This is a genomic window from Nonomuraea phyllanthi, assembly GCF_006334985.2.
GTDB classification, from domain to species: Bacteria; Actinomycetota; Actinomycetes; order Streptosporangiales; family Streptosporangiaceae; genus Nonomuraea; species Nonomuraea phyllanthi.
Genome location: NZ_VDLX02000005.1, coordinates 487,519 through 502,517, shown reverse-complemented (window position 1 = coordinate 502,517; position 14,999 = coordinate 487,519). Strand labels below are relative to the sequence as shown.

General features: G+C 72.0%; 18 protein-coding genes. 8 read left to right on the top strand and 10 right to left on the bottom strand.

The window, feature by feature from the left end; all coding sequences use genetic code 11:
* The first annotated feature begins 2 nt into the window (after nt 1–2).
* Both FH608_RS16640 and FH608_RS16635 read left to right on the top strand, forming a co-directional pair.
* Entirely contained in the window at nt 3–698 is a 696-nt protein-coding gene (locus tag FH608_RS16640; protein ID WP_139631386.1) for a hypothetical protein, read from the top strand.
* 245 nt (nt 699–943) lie between these two features.
* Entirely contained in the window at nt 944–1,213 is a 270-nt protein-coding gene (locus tag FH608_RS16635) for a helix-turn-helix domain-containing protein (RefSeq protein ID WP_226899592.1), read from the top strand.
* Nucleotides 1,214–1,233: 20 nt separating this feature from the next.
* Here FH608_RS16635 and FH608_RS16630 read toward each other — a convergent pair whose 3' ends face one another.
* Complete coding sequence (locus FH608_RS16630) at nt 1,234–2,202, bottom strand: NmrA/HSCARG family protein (protein WP_139631384.1); 969 nt, start codon at nt 2,200–2,202, stop codon at nt 1,234–1,236.
* Nucleotides 2,203–2,293: 91 nt separating this feature from the next.
* Between FH608_RS16630 and FH608_RS16625 the strand changes: the two genes are divergently transcribed.
* The gene (locus FH608_RS16625; RefSeq protein WP_139631383.1) at nt 2,294–2,767 is read left to right on the top strand and encodes a MarR family winged helix-turn-helix transcriptional regulator; all 474 of its coding nucleotides are present in this window, start codon (nt 2,294–2,296) and stop codon (nt 2,765–2,767) included.
* Between the two features lie 60 nt (nt 2,768–2,827).
* On the top strand, nt 2,828–3,736 hold the full coding sequence (locus FH608_RS16620) for an RDD family protein (RefSeq protein ID WP_139631382.1): 909 nt from the start codon (nt 2,828–2,830) through the stop codon (nt 3,734–3,736).
* Between the two features lie 28 nt (nt 3,737–3,764).
* Here FH608_RS16620 and FH608_RS16615 read toward each other — a convergent pair whose 3' ends face one another.
* Entirely contained in the window at nt 3,765–4,520 is a 756-nt protein-coding gene (locus FH608_RS16615; RefSeq protein ID WP_139631381.1) for a GntR family transcriptional regulator, read from the bottom strand.
* Between the two features lie 76 nt (nt 4,521–4,596).
* Here FH608_RS16615 and FH608_RS51495 point away from each other — a divergent pair, with 76 nt between their 5' ends.
* Nucleotides 4,597–4,842 (top strand): hypothetical protein, encoded by a 246-nt coding sequence (locus FH608_RS51495; protein ID WP_193318456.1) that lies wholly within the window; start codon nt 4,597–4,599, stop codon nt 4,840–4,842.
* Between the two features lie 26 nt (nt 4,843–4,868).
* Here the strand turns inward: FH608_RS51495 and FH608_RS16600 are convergent, their stop codons facing one another.
* Nucleotides 4,869–5,528, bottom strand: a complete 660-nt coding sequence (locus tag FH608_RS16600; RefSeq protein ID WP_139631380.1) for a helix-turn-helix domain-containing protein — start codon at nt 5,526–5,528, stop codon at nt 4,869–4,871.
* A 241-nt stretch (nt 5,529–5,769) separates the two neighbouring features.
* On the opposite strand from FH608_RS16600, the gene FH608_RS16595 reads away from it, so the two are divergent.
* On the top strand, nt 5,770–7,038 hold the full coding sequence (locus FH608_RS16595) for an MFS transporter (protein ID WP_139631379.1): 1,269 nt from the start codon (nt 5,770–5,772) through the stop codon (nt 7,036–7,038).
* Nucleotides 7,039–7,190: 152 nt separating this feature from the next.
* Here the strand turns inward: FH608_RS16595 and FH608_RS16590 are convergent, their stop codons facing one another.
* From FH608_RS16590 to FH608_RS16580, 3 genes are all read right to left on the bottom strand, one after another.
* Nucleotides 7,191–8,741 carry an MFS transporter gene (locus FH608_RS16590; RefSeq protein ID WP_139631378.1) on the bottom strand — a complete coding sequence of 517 codons (1,551 nt, stop codon included), beginning with the start codon at nt 8,739–8,741 and terminating at the stop codon, nt 7,191–7,193.
* Nucleotides 8,742–8,913: 172 nt separating this feature from the next.
* On the bottom strand, nt 8,914–9,366 hold the full coding sequence (locus FH608_RS16585; RefSeq protein WP_139631377.1) for a carboxymuconolactone decarboxylase family protein: 453 nt from the start codon (nt 9,364–9,366) through the stop codon (nt 8,914–8,916).
* 77 nt (nt 9,367–9,443) lie between these two features.
* Nucleotides 9,444–9,923, bottom strand: a complete 480-nt coding sequence (locus FH608_RS16580; RefSeq protein ID WP_193318455.1) for an RrF2 family transcriptional regulator — start codon at nt 9,921–9,923, stop codon at nt 9,444–9,446.
* Between the two features lie 144 nt (nt 9,924–10,067).
* Between FH608_RS16580 and FH608_RS16575 the strand changes: the two genes are divergently transcribed.
* Nucleotides 10,068–10,523 carry a nitroreductase family deazaflavin-dependent oxidoreductase gene (locus FH608_RS16575; RefSeq protein ID WP_139631376.1) on the top strand — a complete coding sequence of 152 codons (456 nt, stop codon included), beginning with the start codon at nt 10,068–10,070 and terminating at the stop codon, nt 10,521–10,523.
* Nucleotides 10,524–10,604: 81 nt separating this feature from the next.
* The gene (locus FH608_RS16570) at nt 10,605–11,051 is read left to right on the top strand and encodes a VOC family protein (RefSeq protein ID WP_139631375.1); all 447 of its coding nucleotides are present in this window, start codon (nt 10,605–10,607) and stop codon (nt 11,049–11,051) included.
* Between the two features lie 36 nt (nt 11,052–11,087).
* Here FH608_RS16570 and trpA read toward each other — a convergent pair whose 3' ends face one another.
* The 4 genes from trpA to FH608_RS16550 form a co-directional block, all read right to left on the bottom strand.
* A complete protein-coding gene (gene trpA, locus FH608_RS16565; RefSeq protein ID WP_139631374.1) occupies nt 11,088–11,888 on the bottom strand; it encodes a tryptophan synthase subunit alpha in 801 nt (266 codons plus the stop codon).
* On the bottom strand, nt 11,885–13,090 hold the full coding sequence (gene trpB, locus FH608_RS16560) for a tryptophan synthase subunit beta (protein WP_226899591.1): 1,206 nt from the start codon (nt 13,088–13,090) through the stop codon (nt 11,885–11,887). Before trpB ends, trpA begins: the two co-directional genes overlap by 4 nt.
* Nucleotides 13,091–13,631: 541 nt before the next feature.
* Nucleotides 13,632–14,237, bottom strand: coding sequence for a YdeI/OmpD-associated family protein (locus tag FH608_RS16555; RefSeq protein ID WP_226899590.1), 606 nt, complete (start codon nt 14,235–14,237; stop codon nt 13,632–13,634).
* Between the two features lie 171 nt (nt 14,238–14,408).
* Nucleotides 14,409–14,858: a carboxymuconolactone decarboxylase family protein gene (locus FH608_RS16550; protein WP_139631373.1), complete on the bottom strand. Its 450-nt coding sequence runs from the start codon at nt 14,856–14,858 to the stop codon at nt 14,409–14,411.
* Between the last annotated feature and the right edge of the window lie 141 nt (nt 14,859–14,999).

The window sequence follows — 14,999 nt, the reverse complement described above, 5'->3', positions numbered from 1 at the left end:
AGATGACCAGCCAGGACTCCCTTGCCGACAGCGACGTCTGGGACCCCTTCGGCACGTTGCACCGCGCGCTGTGGATCGGCGGCGGCCAATGGGCCGGAAAGTCGACCGTGGCCCGGCTGCTGGCCGTCCGATACGGCATCACCGCCTATCACTACGACTACCACGACGCCCGCGCTCACAACGATCGCCGGATCGCCCGTCGCGTCGACCTCGGCGAGCCCGTCACCGGGCCCGACCCCGACACGGTGTGGGTCCACACCACCCCGGAAGAGATGGCCGCCACGACCCTGGCCGGCTTCCCGGACCGGTTCGAATGGGCCCTGGACGACCTCCGCGCGCTCGTCTCGGGCCACCCGATCATCGCCGAAGGCTGGGGGCTCCGCCCGGAGCTCGTCGCGCCCATCATCGACTCACCGCGCCGGATGGTCGTCATGGTGCCCACGCCGGAGTTCCGCCGACACCAGCTCCGGCAGCTACCCCGCGCCGCCTCGTTCGGGCACCGCCTCAGCGATCCGGCCCGTGCACAGGCCAACCGCCTCGCCCGTGATCGCCTCGTCGCGGAGGACGCCGTCCGCACCGCCCACCGGCTCGGCATCCGCGTGATCGAGGTCGACGGCTCCCGCGACGCCGCCGCGATCGCGGAGCTCGTCGCCGACCATTTCCGCCCCTACCTCCCGGAGCAAGATCGCACGTCCTGATCAGCGGCATTCATGGACGAGGCCGGCGTGGCCGGGCCGGTCCTGATCGACCGGGTTTCGGCCGAGGTCTGAAAGAATGCATGGCTGATACGTGAGTGACAGCCGTACTGCCGACCGCGTCGGGCCTGTCCCGATCAGATGCGCACGATCCTCGACAGCAAGCGTGGTGCCGGAGAGCCAGGCACGACGGCAGGCGCATGGGCAGCCGGTCGGTTCTGCTTGCCGGCGGCGAGGGAGGCAAGGGGTTGGACGAGGAGTTCTCCTTCGGAATCCTGCTGAGGGCCTTCCGGCAGGCGGCGGAGCTGACGATCGAGGAGCTGGCGCACGCGTCAGGGGTGAGTGTGCGGGCGATCGGTGACATGGAGCGCGGTGTCAGCCGCGGTCCGCAGCGCCGTACCGTTTCCGCTTTGGCCGAGGTGCTGCGCCTGCCGCCGGACGAGCACGACGCGTTCCTCGCGGCCGCCCGCGCCGGGCGGCCGCCGCCGGTTTCCGCAGTCGTACGCGCGGCGGCATGACGCTCCTGGCCGGGCGCCGGTCAGCGCGGGATGGCGTCCCGGTGGGCGGCCAGCCACGTGTCGAAGGACTGCAACTCCGGGTTGAGCTCGCGCAGCAGTTCCCCGTCGATGAGTTCGACGATGTCGCGCTCGGCGGTGCTCAGGTACTGGAGCATGTTGCCGACCTCCCCCGCGCCCGGGAAGCCCGCGGCCCGGATCTCGTCGGGGGTGACGGCCTGATAGGTCACGGGCTCGCCGAGGGCCCGGCCCAGCGCGGCGGCGTACTGCGCCCCGGTGAGCACGGACCCGGCGACGCTCACCCGGCTGCCCGCCAGCACCTCCCCGCGGCGGAAGATGCCGAGCGCGGTCCTGCCGATGTCCTCCGCGGCCTGCGCGGGCACCCGCGCGTCGCCGAACCCGAGCGGCAGCACCAGCGCGCCTCGCTCGTCGCGCCGGGGCGCGAACATGTCCTGGAAGGCCTCGTAGTAGACGTTGGCGTGCAGGAACGTGGTGGGTACGCCCGACTCCAGGAAGAACCGGTCCGCCTCGGCCTTGGCGTCGGCATGCGGCACCTTGTACGTGCCCTCGAAGGTCGGCGTCCCGTCGCCCGGCCGGAAGTAGCCGCGGGTGTCGGGCAGCGTGGACCAGACGAAGTGGCGCACCCCGGCCTCCTGCCCCGCGCGCGCCGCGTTGCCGGCCTGCTCCCGCTCCTTGGTGGTCGCGGGCCGCGCCCGCTCCTCCTCGGGCGTGCGCGGCTCCCAGAAGTTGGTCACCACGAACGCGCCGTGCGCGCCGTCGAACGCCTTGCGCAGCCCGGCCACGTCGTCGAGATCGGCCTCGACGACCTCGGCCCCGAGCGCGGCCAGTTCCTCGGCCCGCGCCGAATCCGGGCGCCGGGTGAGTGCCCGTACGGCGAACCGCCCGCTCCGGTCGGCCAGGATGGCGCGGACCAGCCCGCCTCCTTGCGCGCCGGTCGCGCCCACCACCGCGATGATCTGCTGTTGGCTCACAAGAACGACCCTCTCCATTCAGGTTGATGTATCAACCACGCCACTCTACAGCGCCAGGTTGATGCGTCAACCAGCGGGTAGCATGGACGGCATGACATGGGAGCAGGGACTCGGCGAGGCCGACCGGATGTGGCGCACGTACATCGAGATGTCCAAGCATCTCGGCTCACACCTGCAGCAGCACCTGCAGCGTGAGCACGCCCTGTCCGCCGCCGACTTCGAGGTCCTGGTCCGGCTCGCCGAGTCGGCGGACCGGCGGATGCCCATCGCGGACGTGGCCGCCGCGACCCAGTGGGAGAAGAGCCGCCTGTCCCACCAGCTCACCCGGATGGCGCAGCGCGGGCTGGTCGAGCGGGTGGACTCCGACGACCGCCGCTACCCCGACGTCCAGCTCACCGACAAGGGACACGAGGCGATCGACAAGGCCGTCCCCGAGCACACCGAGATGGTCCACGCCCTGGTCATCGACGTGCTGGGGCCCGAGCGGCTGGCCCGCTTCGCGGAGGCCTGCGCCGACGTGCTCCGCGCGCTCGACGCCCACCGGGAGCGGGACTGCTCGCTCTGACCCCGCCCGGCCTGCCACCGGTGGGCATCGCTAGGGTGTCGCGAAAAACGGAGATCATTCGTGTCGCGATCAGCCCTGCTCGCCTGGGTGGCCGCGCTGGCCGCCGCCGCGTATCCGACCTGGGACGTCCATCAGGTCGAGTACCACCCCTACTACTACGCCGTCCGCGGCTGCGTGGGGTTTTTCGGCGGGTACGGCTTCGAGCTCACCGAACTGGCCTCGCCTCCGCTGGGGGACGCCAACGAGCTCGCCGATCTGGCCGTGCAATGGGGCGTGCCCGCGGCCCTCGTCTTCACGGGCCTGCTCACGTCGGTCACCACCGGCAACGGAGCCGTCATCGGCCGCCGCGTGGCCGCTCTGCTCACCGTGCTCGCGGTCGCGGGTCCGCTCAGTCCCTCGTACGCGTCCGACAGCGGGTGCTCGACGGTCTCCGTCCTCAGCGGCGAATGGTTCGCGATCGTGCTGCGCGCCTACGGGCCGTACGGGTCGGCCCTCCTGCTCTCCGCCCTGCTGGTGCTGTCGGCCGGCCGGACCGCCGGGGATCCCGGGCCGGTCGGCCTGGCCGGCCGCCGGGCGGCGGCGTTCGCGATCGACTACCTGCTGTTCGTGACGTACCTGGCCGGCTTCGAGCCGGGGCTGAGCCGCCTGGACTTCGGGCTGCTGAACTGGTTGCGTTTCGACGAGCCCGCGCCCCTGCTCGCCGTCGTGGTCATGTTCCTGTACGCGCTGAGCGGGCGGACGTTCGGCAAGCAGGTCATGCGCATCCGCGTCGTCTCCGAGAGCACCGGGCACTGGCCGGGCCTGCGCGGGGCCGCCGTCCGGGCGCTCGTCTTCCCCGTGCTCGTCTGCCTGCCGGAGGCAGGGCTGGTCGTGCTCCTGGTGGACGGCCTGTGGGCGGTGCCGGACCCGGCGGCCCGCGCCCTGCACGACCGCCTGGCCGGCACCCGCGTCGTCCGCGACCTGCCCTGAACCCGGCCCGCGCCGGACAGGCGGGTGCTCAGCTGGTGGCGCCCCAGGTGAGCGAGAGGCCGGTGGCGGCCCGCTCGGTGCGGATCTCCATCATGCTGCCGAGGATGGTGGCGTGGTCGGACACCACGGGCGTGGCGTCGAGCGTGTAGGTGATCCTGGTGCTGACGAGCACCGGGCTGCTCTGCGGCTCGTGGAGGTGGCGGGCGGCGGCGGGGTCGAGCAGGCCGGGCCGGACCACCTCGGACGCCCGGGCCACCGTCACTCCCGCGTCGGCGAGGGCCGTGTAGAGGGAGACGGTGGTGAAGTCGCGGTCGCGGATCTGGTCGGCCGCCGGTCGGCGGACCCACGACACCTGGTGGACGGCGGGGCGGCCGGCGAACTCGCGGACCCGCTCCAGCCGCAGGGCGCTGTCGCCGGGACGCAGCCGCAGCTCCGCGGCGATCCGGGCGGGAGCCCGGCGCACCGCCCGCCCGGCCACCACGGTGCGCACGTCGTGGCCCTGTTCGCGCAGGTCGTCGACCAGGCTGTGGAGCGAGCCGAGCTGGTAGGCCAGGTGGGGCGGGGCGACGAACGTGCCCTTGCCGGGCTGCTGCACGATCAGTCTCTCGTCGCTGAGCTCCCGCAACGCCTGGCGCAGCGTCATGAGGGTCACCCCGTAGGAGGCGCTCAGCTCCCGCTGCGGCGGCAGTGCCTCGCCGGGGGCGTAGTGTCCCGACCGGATCTTCGCGGCGAGGTCGGCGGCGATGGCGCGGTATCTCGCCTCGTGCCCGGCGTCGGGGGTCATCGTGGTCGGTCACACTTCCTGGTCGAGGGCTTGCCGGAGGGGCGCGAAAGCCTTCCGCGCCTGGTCAGGCGTGGAAATGCCAAATCCTAGCAAGACCGGCCCGTCGGTGCGGCGGCTGATCCGCCCGTCGCGGCGCCGGTCTCCGCTGACGGTGATGGTGGGCGTCATGCCGGGCGTCTTCAACCTCGACCGGGCCGGGACGCTGCGCTCCTTCCGCCGGCTCGCCGCAGTCGACGCGCAACTGGCCCTGGTGGGCCATGGAGAGCCCGTTCCCGACGCCCGGGCCACCCTCACCACGGTCGCGGCGGCCCTGCCGGTCTGAGTGACCCGCCCCGCCACGCAGAAGCGCTACGGGAGGTCGAAAGAGGGCTCGCCGGCGCGACGTGACGCGGTGCGGGCCGGTTGACGGGTCGCGGAGGCGCCCTTCGGCGTCGCGGGCCTGGCCCTGATGTGGGCTCGTTCACCCTGCCCGCCGAAGAGGCTGAGCACCTCGACGCTCCCCCGCCCGGTCGAGCCGAACCAATGTGGATGCCGGGTGTCGAACTCGGCGACCTCCCCTGGGCCGAGGAGCAGGTCATGGTCACCGAGTACGAGGCGCAGCCGTCCGCTGAGCACATAGAGCCACTCGTATCCGGCGTGCGTACGCGGAAACGGCTGGTGCTCGCTCGGCGGGATCGTCAGCTTGTACGCCTTGGGCTCGCCTTGTGCCCTCGACAGCGGAACGATGACGCGGCCGCCCGCCCGCGTGGCCTCCTGCGGCATCCGCGGGTCGAGGATGCGCGGGGCGGCGACGATCTCTTCGAGCGGCACCGCCAGGGCGGCGGCGATCGGCAACAACAGCTCCAGGCTCGGCTTGCGGTGCCCTGACTCGAGCCGCGACAGGGTGCTCTTGGAGATGCCGGTCGCGCGGCTGAGCTCCGCCAGGGAAAGATCCTTCTTCTCCCTGGTCCGGCGCAGGCGACATCCGATCTGGCTGAGAGTCGCGTCGATCGCGGGGTGGGACTGCATGGGCCCAGAACAGCAGATCGTTCCTGTTCCAGCAACGCTTGTTGCTGATTCGGCGAACCATGGAGCACGGTTCCCCACTGGAGGTGATAGTGATGGAGAACCATCGCGATGTTGTGATCCCGCGGGGATCGGCGGTTCGGCGTTGGCCGCACGGCCACGGATATCACGTGCACGGCCGGGAACCGGTGGCCACCGGTGGCGTGCGGAACGGTGATGCGGCGGCGAAGCGGGGTGGGGCCCGATGAACGTCGACACCACCACCCGGCCCGCCGGCGCGCGAGGGCGGCTTCTGCCGCTCGGGGTGTACCTGCTGGCGTTCAGCCTGTTCGCCATGGGCAGCGCGGAGTTCCTCCTCGCCGGGGTCCTTCCGGCGGTCGCCGCCGACATCGAGGTCAGCCTGGCCACCGCGGGCGGGCTGATCACCGCGTTCGCGGCCGGGGTGGTGATCGGTGGCCCGCCGTTCGCGGTCCTGAGCCTGCGGTGGCCACGTCGGACCGCGCTCGTGCTGACGCAGTTGGTCTTCGCCGGGTGCATCGCGGCCGGGCTGATCATCGGCAGCTATCCGGCGCTGCTGGTCACCCGCTTCGTCGCCGGGCTCGCGTACGCGGGGTTCTTCGCGGTCGCAGCCGTCACCGCCGTCAGCCTGGTCGCCGCCGACCGGGCGGCCCGCGCATCGGGCGTCGTGGTCAGCGGCCTCAGCCTGGCCATGATCCTCGGTGGTCCCGCCGGAACGCTGATCGGTTACCGCACCAGCTGGGAAGGCGGGTTCTGGCTCGTGGTCGCCCTGACTCTCGCCGCCGCCGCCGGCAGCGGCGTCGCGATGCCCCGCGCCACCGCCGGGCCGGATCCAAGCATTGACCGCGAGCTCCGTACGATGCGGCAGCCACGTCTGTGGCTGGTCTACGCCGCCACCCTGCTGAGCACGGCGGCATACATGATCACGTTCAACTACCTCGCCGAGCTCCTCGATCACGTCACCGGAATCCCGGATTCGTGGATCGCGGCCGTCCTCATGCTGTTCGGCGTCGGCGCGTACGTCGGCCTGGCGATCGGGGGCCGCATCGCCGACAGGCGGCCCCACCACGCCCTCGTCGCGGGCTCGGCCGGGATCGTCGTGTGCTCGGTGCTGATCGCCACGCTGGCCGGACACGCCCTCGCGGTCGTCCCGCTCGTTCTGCTCCTCGGCGTGGCCGGATTCGTGGTCAACCCCGCCATCTACGGCCGGGTGTTCACCCTCGCCGCCGAGGCCCCCACCCTCGCCGGGGCGACCACGGTGTCCGCCTTCCAGCTCGGCATCAGCCTCGTCCCGCTCATGGCCGGCATCGCGCTCCATGCCGGCGCCCCCATCACCGGCGTCGCGTGGATCGGCGCCGGGCTGGCGGCGCTCGCCATCGCCGTCGCGCTCGTCGAGGGGGCCACCGCGATCAGCGCCACGCCGTCGCCTTCCGCGGCGGCCCCGCGCCCGGCATCGGACGCCCGCACCTCGCCGCCCCCGTCGTCCACGCCCTGAGGTTCTCGCGGCTCCGCTCCTTCAGCACGGCCGGCGCGCGGCACCGCACGAGCGGCGGCCGGCCCGTGCACCGCGGCCTCGGACGAGGGAACGCGGGGCGTCGGGGGCACTCATGAGCTACTCCTGATTCGAGGGCGAGCGGGGCAGGCGGGTCAGGCCACCGTCGGTGTCTCGTCGGCGACATCGGGAGCGGCATCGGCGGAGGGAGCGGCGGCGGCATCGGTGGCGGCATCGGCGGCGGCATCGGGAGCGGCGGCGTCGGGGGCGCTGCTGCCGGGGGCCGGCCGGCGCGGGGCGCTGAACCCCAGCGCGACCAGGGCGGTGAGGGCGATCCCGATGGCCGCGACCAGGATGGCCGCGCGCAGGCCGTCGGCGGTGGCGGAGCGCACGGCGGGGCCGGTCAGGCCGCCGGTTCCGGCGTTGGCGACGGCGACCAGGACGGCCAGCCCCACGGCACCGCCGACCTGCTGGGCGGTGGAGGCCGCTCCGGAGGCGATGCCCTGCTGGTGGGGCGCGGTGCCGGAGGTCGCGGCACCGAACATCAGGGTGTAGCCCGCGCCCTGGCCCAGCCCGAGGATCGCCAGCCCCGGGACGAGCGCGACATAGGACGCGTCAACGTCCAGCGTGACGCCGACGAGCACGGCGCCCGCCAGGCCGACGACCAGGCTTGTGATCATGGTGGGGCGGGTCCCGTAGCTGGTCGCCAGCTTCCCGGCGAGCTGGGACCCCACGGCGATGGCGGCCATCTGCACGAGGAACGCCAGGCCGGTGTGGAGCGCGTTGTAGCCGTGGACGACCTGGAAGTAGACCGTCAGGAAGTACATCAGCGTGCCGAAGGTCGCCATGTAGAGGAAGGTGACCACCACTCCGGTGCTCAGGTCGCGGCCCCGCAGCAACCTGAGCGGCAGCAACGGGTCGGCGCTTCGGGCCTCGATCGTCACGAACGTCGCCAGCAGCACCGCGCCCGCGACGGCGCCACCGATCACGGCGGGGGCGGTCCACCCCGACTCCGGGCCCTGCACCAGGGCGAACACCACCAGGGTTGTGCCCGCGGTCGCGGTCAGCGCCCCTGCCAGGTCGAACCGGCGTTTCGCGGCGCGGAGCAGGCCCGCCGTCGCTCCCGGGTCGATGAGGGGAACGGCCAGCAGCGCCGCGGCGGTGGCCAGCGGCACGTTGACGTAGAACACGGCGGGCCAGCCGAACGCCTGGGTGAGTACGCCGCCCAGCAGCGAGCCGAGGATCAGGCCGCTGCCACCGGCGGTGCCCCACACCGCGAACGCGTGATTGCGCGCACGTCCCTCGGCGAAGCCGGTGCTGACCAGCGTCAACGTCGCCGGGAACAACAGCGCCCCGCCCAGCCCCTGGACCGCGCGCGCGGCCACCAGCAGCCCGGGACCGGTGGCCAGCCCGCCCGCCAGCGACGATGCCGCGTACAGCAGCAGGCCGAGGACGAACATCCGGCGCGGGCCGAACAGGTCGACGGCGCGGCCTCCCAGGAGCAGGAACCCGCCGAACGCCACTCCGTACGCGCTGACGACCCACTGCAGCGTCTGCGTCGAGAAGCCCAGGCCCTCGCCGATCTCCGGCAGCGCCACGTACACGACGTTGTAGTCGATCGAGATGATCAGCTGGGCGAACGCCAGCAGGGCCAGGGCCGGGCCCGGGCGGCGGAACCCGGAGCCGGGCCCGTTGACGATGGACATGGGGAATCCTCCAGAGAGCTGAGGGCACAGGGACGCGTGCCTGCGGGATGGCCCGGCACGTGGGGACGTGATCGCCGGCCACGGCGACGCGGGGATCGTCGATGAGGTGGGTCCCCTCGCCGCCGAGGAGACAGGCCGGGGGCCTGTCTCCTCGATGTTCCGTACGGGCTGGTCAGCGGTGCGATCCGGCGATCAGCCGGGTGGTGACGTTGACGCGGTTCCAGGCGTTGATCGCGGCGATCGCCCAGATCAGCGCGGCGAGGGTGGGCTCGTCATAGTGGTCGGCGGCGGCGTCCCAGACGTCGTCGGGCACGCCGGCCGGGTTGTCGGCGAGCCGGGTGGCCGCCTCGGTCAGCGCCAGGGCGGCCCGTTCCTCGTCGGTGAAGTACGGGGCCTCGCGCCAGGCGGCGAGGGCGAAGAGCCGCTCGTCGCTCTCGCCGGCCTTCTTGGCGTCGTGGGCGTGCATGTCGACGCAGTAGGCGCACCCGTTGATCTGGCTGGCACGTAGTCTGACCAGCTCCAGCGTGCGCTCCGGCAGGCCGCTGCGCCGCAGGGACGCCTCAAGGGCGACCAGTGCCTTGAAGCTCTCGGGGGCGGCGCCAAAAGCATTCATTCGTTCCTTCATGACTCTCCTTCTCATCTTTCTATATCTCAGATATCCAGAATGTGGAGACAAGGAGCCGGTGGCCGGCCCCTTCCGGCTCACACGTTGGCGAGGTGGTGGCGGGTGCTCTCCGGCGTCGAGGGGAACGCGACCTCGACCGCGGCCTTGAGATCGGCGATGGTCCGCCCGGCGAGTTCCTTGCGCCAGGCCAGCTCCGCACCGCTCATCGCCTGCGAGATCAGGCACGCCGCGCGGTAGTCGACGTCGGCCCGGCCTCCGGGCCCCTGCCGCAGGATCTCGTTACAGCGGAACGCCTCCTCCCTGCCTTCGATCGCGGTCACCACGTCCAGCAGCGTGATGTCCTCAGGACGACGGGCCAGCCGGAACCCGCCCCGCGGGCCGGAGGTCGAGGCCAGGATCCCCGCCTTGGCCAGGGCCTGAAGCTGCTTGTTCAGGTAGGCCGCCGGCAGGTCGTAGAAGGCCGCGAGCTTGGTCGCCGTGACCGTCTCCCCCGGCTCGATCCAGGTCAGGTTCAGGCAGCTGTGCAAGGCCCATTCGACACCCGCGTTCATCCGCATATTCCGGATACTAGATGTACAGAATGCGTTCGCGCAACCGGAGCGGGCCGGGTAGCGCCCGCGCTTCCCCCTTGGCGCCGCGTCGCGCTAGTTTGTTATGCGCATAATATTATGTGCGTAACAATCCGATCGAAGGAGCGGAGCATGGCGTTCAGTGGTGACTACGAACCGAGCGCGCTGGGGTTCGTCCGGGAGCAGGTCGAGCAGATCGTGCGCACCGGCACGACCGACGGCGTCACGATGAAGGACCTGCCCATCGTGCTGATGACCTACCGGGGCGCCAAGACCGGCAAGCTGCGCAAGACGCCGGTGATGCGGGTCGAGCACGAGGGGCGCTACGCCGCCGTCGCTTCCAACGGCGCCCAGCCGGCCAACCCGGCATGGTATGCCAGCCTGCTCACCGAGCCGGTCGTCGAGCTCCAGGACGGCACGGTGACACGGGAGTACCGGGCGCGCGAGGTGTCCGGGGACGAGAAGGCCCGCTGGTGGCGCCGGGCGGTGGACGCGTACCCGGATTATGCCGACTACCAGCGCAAGATCGACCGCCAGATCCCGGTCTTCGTGCTCGAACCGTTGAGCGGGGAGAACGCCGGCCGGTGACGGTGACGGCGGGTGGCCGGGACCCGCGTCGCGCGTCGCGCGTAGATTTGCCCGGGTCGACAGTGAGGGGAGAACAGACTGATGGCGTACAGCTGGCCGGAGTTCCTGCCCGTGGGGGCGGTCCGCTTCGCGCGGCCGACGGCCCGGTTCGAGGACTGCCTGGTCTTCTACCGGGACGTGCTGGAGTTGCCGGTGATCGCCTCGTGGCGCGGGCACGATGGTTACGACGGTGCCGTCTTCGGACTGCCCGGCACACCGGTCCACCTGGAGCTGACCCAGCACGGCGAAGCGCCGCGGATCCCGTCGCCGTCCACGGAGAACCAGCTCGTGCTCTACCTGTCCGGCCCCGATGCGGTGGCAGGGGTCGTCGAGCGTTTGTCCGGGATGGGGCTGCGGCCGGCCGACCTGGACAATGCCTACTGGGCCGCGCGGGGCGCGGTCGCGTTCGCCGACCCCGACGGATGGATGGTCGTCCTCGCTCCCTGGGTCTTCGGCGTGGACCCGGTGCCCCCGGCCGCCTCCGCCTGATTCTCGGCTGGGCGTCGGGGGTCGGCGTGGTCGTTCTTACTCCTGGTCGAGGGCCTGCCGGAGGGTCGCGACGAAGGCCCGCAGGTCCTCCGGCCCGGCCCCGTCGAGCACCCGCCGCATGACCGCGGCGCCGACCACCACCCCGTCGGCGTACCGGCCGGCCTCCCGCGCCTGGTCGGGCGTGGAGATGCCGAATCCCAGCAGGACCGGCCGGTCGGTGACGTGCCTGATCCGCTCGGTGAGCCCGGCCGCCGAAGCGGCGAGGGCGGCCCGCTCGCCGGTGGTGCCCATGAGCGACACCGCGTAGATGAATCCGCGGCTGCGGGAGGCGATCTCCGCCAGCCGCGGCTGCGGCGTCGCCGGCGAGGCCAGCAGCGCCGGCTCGATCCCGGCGGCGGCGGCCGCGTCCACCAGTTCGTCCGCCTCGTGCACCGGAAGGTCGGGCACGATCAGGCCGCCGGCCCCGGCCCGTCGCAGCGCGGCGCAGAACGCCTCGGGGCCGTCGTGCAGCACCAGGTTGTAGTAAGTGCTGACGACCAGCGGCACGCCCAGATCACGGACCTCGGACAGGTCGGCGAGGATCCGGCGGGTGTTCGCGCCCCGGGCCAGCGCCGTGTCGCCGGCCTGCTGGATGGTGACGCCGTCCAGCGTGGGGTCGGAGAACGGCAGGCCGACCTCGATCGCGTCCGCCCCGGCGGCGGCGAACGCCTTCAGGTAGTCCGTCCAGCCGGGCGTGATCCCTCCGGTGACGTACGGCATGAGCAGCCGGCGGCCGGTGTCCCGGCGGGCGCGCAGGTGGCGTTCGACCTGGCCCGCGGCCAGGGTGGGGTGCGTCACAGCAGCTCCTTCAGGGTTGAGGCGTCCTTGTCGCCCCGGCCGGACAGCGTCATCAGCACCGTCGATCCGGCGGGCAGCCGGCCGTCGCCCGCCGCGCGGATCACCCAGGCCAGGGCGTGCGCCGATTCGAGGGCCGGGACGATGCCCTCGGTACGCGCCAGCCGTACCGCCGCGCCGATCGCCTCCTCGTCGGTGACCGTGACGTACCGGGCCCGGCCCAGGTCGCGCAGGTGGGCGTGCTCGGGGCCGACGCCCGGGTAGTCGAGCCCGGCGGCGACGGAGTGCGCCTCGACGATCTGCCCGTCGCCGTCCTGCAGGAACAGCGAGCGGCAGCCGTGCAGGACGCCGAGCCGGCCGCGGGCCGCCCCGGCCCCGCCCTCCGCCTCGACACCGACGAAGCGCGCCGGGGTGTCGGCGAACCCGGCGAACGTGCCGGCCGCGTTGGAGCCGCCGCCGACGCACGCGACCACGTAGTCCGGTACGCCGGCCCGCAGCTCTTCGGCGCACTGCCCGCGGGCCTCCTCGCCGATGACCCGCTGGAACTCCCTGACCATCCACGGGTACGGGTCCGGCCCCACGACCGAGCCGATGCAGTAGTGGGAGTCGCCGGTGGCGCCCACCCAGTACCGCATGGCCTCGCTGGTCGCGTCCTTGAGGGTACGGCTGCCGGTGGTCACCGGGACGACCTCGGCGCCCAGCATGCGCATCCGGAAGACGTTCAGCGCCTGCCGCTCGATGTCGCGCTCGCCCATGAAGACCGTGGCCTCCAGGCCGAGCAGCGCGGCGGCGGTCGCGGTGGCCACCCCGTGCTGACCCGCTCCGGTCTCGGCGATCAGCCTGCGCTGGCCCATCCGGACGGCCAGCAGGGCCTGGCCCAGCACGTTGTTGATCTTGTGGGATCCGGTGTGGGTGAGATCCTCGCGCTTGAGGTACAGCCGTACGCCCAGCGCCTCCGACAGCCGGTGGGCCGGGGTGAGCGGGGTCGGCCGCCCGGCGTAGACGGCGAGCAGCCGCGCCAGGGCGCCGCGGAACCCCGGATCCGCCCACGCCTCCCGGAACGCCTCGTCCACCTCGCGGCACGCCTCCACCAGGGACTCCGGGGCGTACCGGCCGCCGTACTCGCCGAACCGGCCCAGCGCCCGGGGCTCCCCCATCGTCCCGTCCGGCGGGGCCTGCTCGCTCCACGGCAACACGTTGCGCATGCCATGCTCCGATCGTTATATAACTCTGCATTGAGTTCTATAACAGTGAGTGTGGCACACGATGGCGTTGCCGCGCTACCGGCAGCATGGAGAGGACGGCGTGGCCCGCCGGTTGCGGATGTGACCGCCGCGGGACCGGCGCCGGCGATGTTGTTCTTCGAGGAGGAGCGATTCCGGGCCACGTCGTACGTCTCCATGGGTCCCGGGCCAGACGACAGGCGAGACCTGCCGCGGATCCTGGCCGAGGCGGCGGCGGGGCCACCGTGAGGGTGGTCGTGTTCGCCGGTGACGGCCACTTCGCCTGCACCGACGACGCCGCGTACCTGGTCTCGGTGGAGCCGGGCGGCGGCCGGCTCGACGCCGCGCCCCTGGACGTGCCCGCGTCGGCCGCCGAACTCGACATAGGCGGCTGGCCGCTGTTGAGCCGAGCCTGCGCCCATGACGGGTTCCTGGGGCTGGTGGGTCCTGTGTCTGGTCGAACGCCGAGCCGCCATGTGCGTGGGCTTGGAGGGGCGGGGCCGGGGGAGGGGTGGGCCCGCACTCACCTGCCGAGGGTGCGCTTTTGCGGGTGGATCGTCTCGCCGCGGGCGAGCATGTCAACGAACTGGGTGATGCGCCGGGCTCGGGTCTCGGCTCGTTTGGCGCTCGCGACCCGATAGAGAACGGCGTAGCGGTTCTGCGAGGTGAGGATGTCGAACATCGCTTGTGCCTGGGGTTTCGCGGCCAATGCGGCGGCCAGGTCGGCTGGTACCTCGATGCCGGCCTGTCCCGCGTAGGCCGCGTCCCAGCGGCCGTCGGCCTTGGCGCGATCGACCTCGGTCATTCCGGCCGGATGCATCCGGCCCTCGCCGATCAGACGGGTGACGATGCCGACGTTACGCGCTGACCAGGGGCTCTTCCTTCCGCGAGGGGTGAAGCGCCGGCAGAAGGTGATCTCATCCCGCCGTCGTAGCCGACCATCGATCCAGCCGTGACACAGGGCTTCGTCGAGCGCCTGGTCATAGGTCAAGCTCGTGGGCCCGGTCGTGTTCTGCTTGGCGAGGACCAGCCACACCCCTGCCGAGCTGTCGTGGTGCCTGCTGAGCCACTCCCGCCAGGCTCGGGCGTCGGTAACGGTCAGTTCCAGGAGTTCGTCGCTCATCGTCATGTGCCCCTGATGATCATAAAAGGGTGGTCGTCGGCGGTCACCCGAAGGTGGGAGCGAGGACGGGGGCCTGCCGGAAGTGGCGCCGGATCGGTCGGCGGTGGAGCCGGCCGATCACGTCCTTGCGCCACGTCGCCACCGCGGCCTCTGGACGGGTGACGCCCGCCCCCGCCTTCACCAGGCCTTGCCGGCCTGCTCCCGGATCGTGTGGTTGATCCGGTTGAAGAAGTTGGTGATGGCGATGTTCAGGATGATCGCGGACAGCTGGTTCTCGTCGAAGTGGGTGGTAGCAGCGTCCCAGATGTCGTCGGTCACGCCCGGCGCGCCGTCCTGGATCCGGGTGGCGGCCTCGGTCAGCGCGAGCGCCGCCCGCTCCTCCTCGGTGAAGAACGGGGTCTCGCGCCAGGTGACCACGCTGTGCAGCCGCTCCTCGGTCTCTCCATGCTTCTTCGCCGCTTGGACGCCGGCGAACACACACGGGCTGCAGCCGTTGATCTGGCTGGCCCGCAGGTGGACCAGTTCGAGCACGAGCGGGTCGACGCCACCGGCGTGAATCGCCTTGTGGAGATGCTGGATCGCGGTGATCACGTCGGGATTCGCCACGCTCTTCATGCGTGCTTCCATGGGTCCTGCCCCTCATTGGTCACGTGCGCCCATCCGGGCCCGTCATCTGACGCACCTTGGCGGAGGTCGCCTGCGTCGTCATGGACTTTCGGCCGAGAAGTTCTCGGTCATGCCGGCGACGTTACGGTATGACCCGGTCAG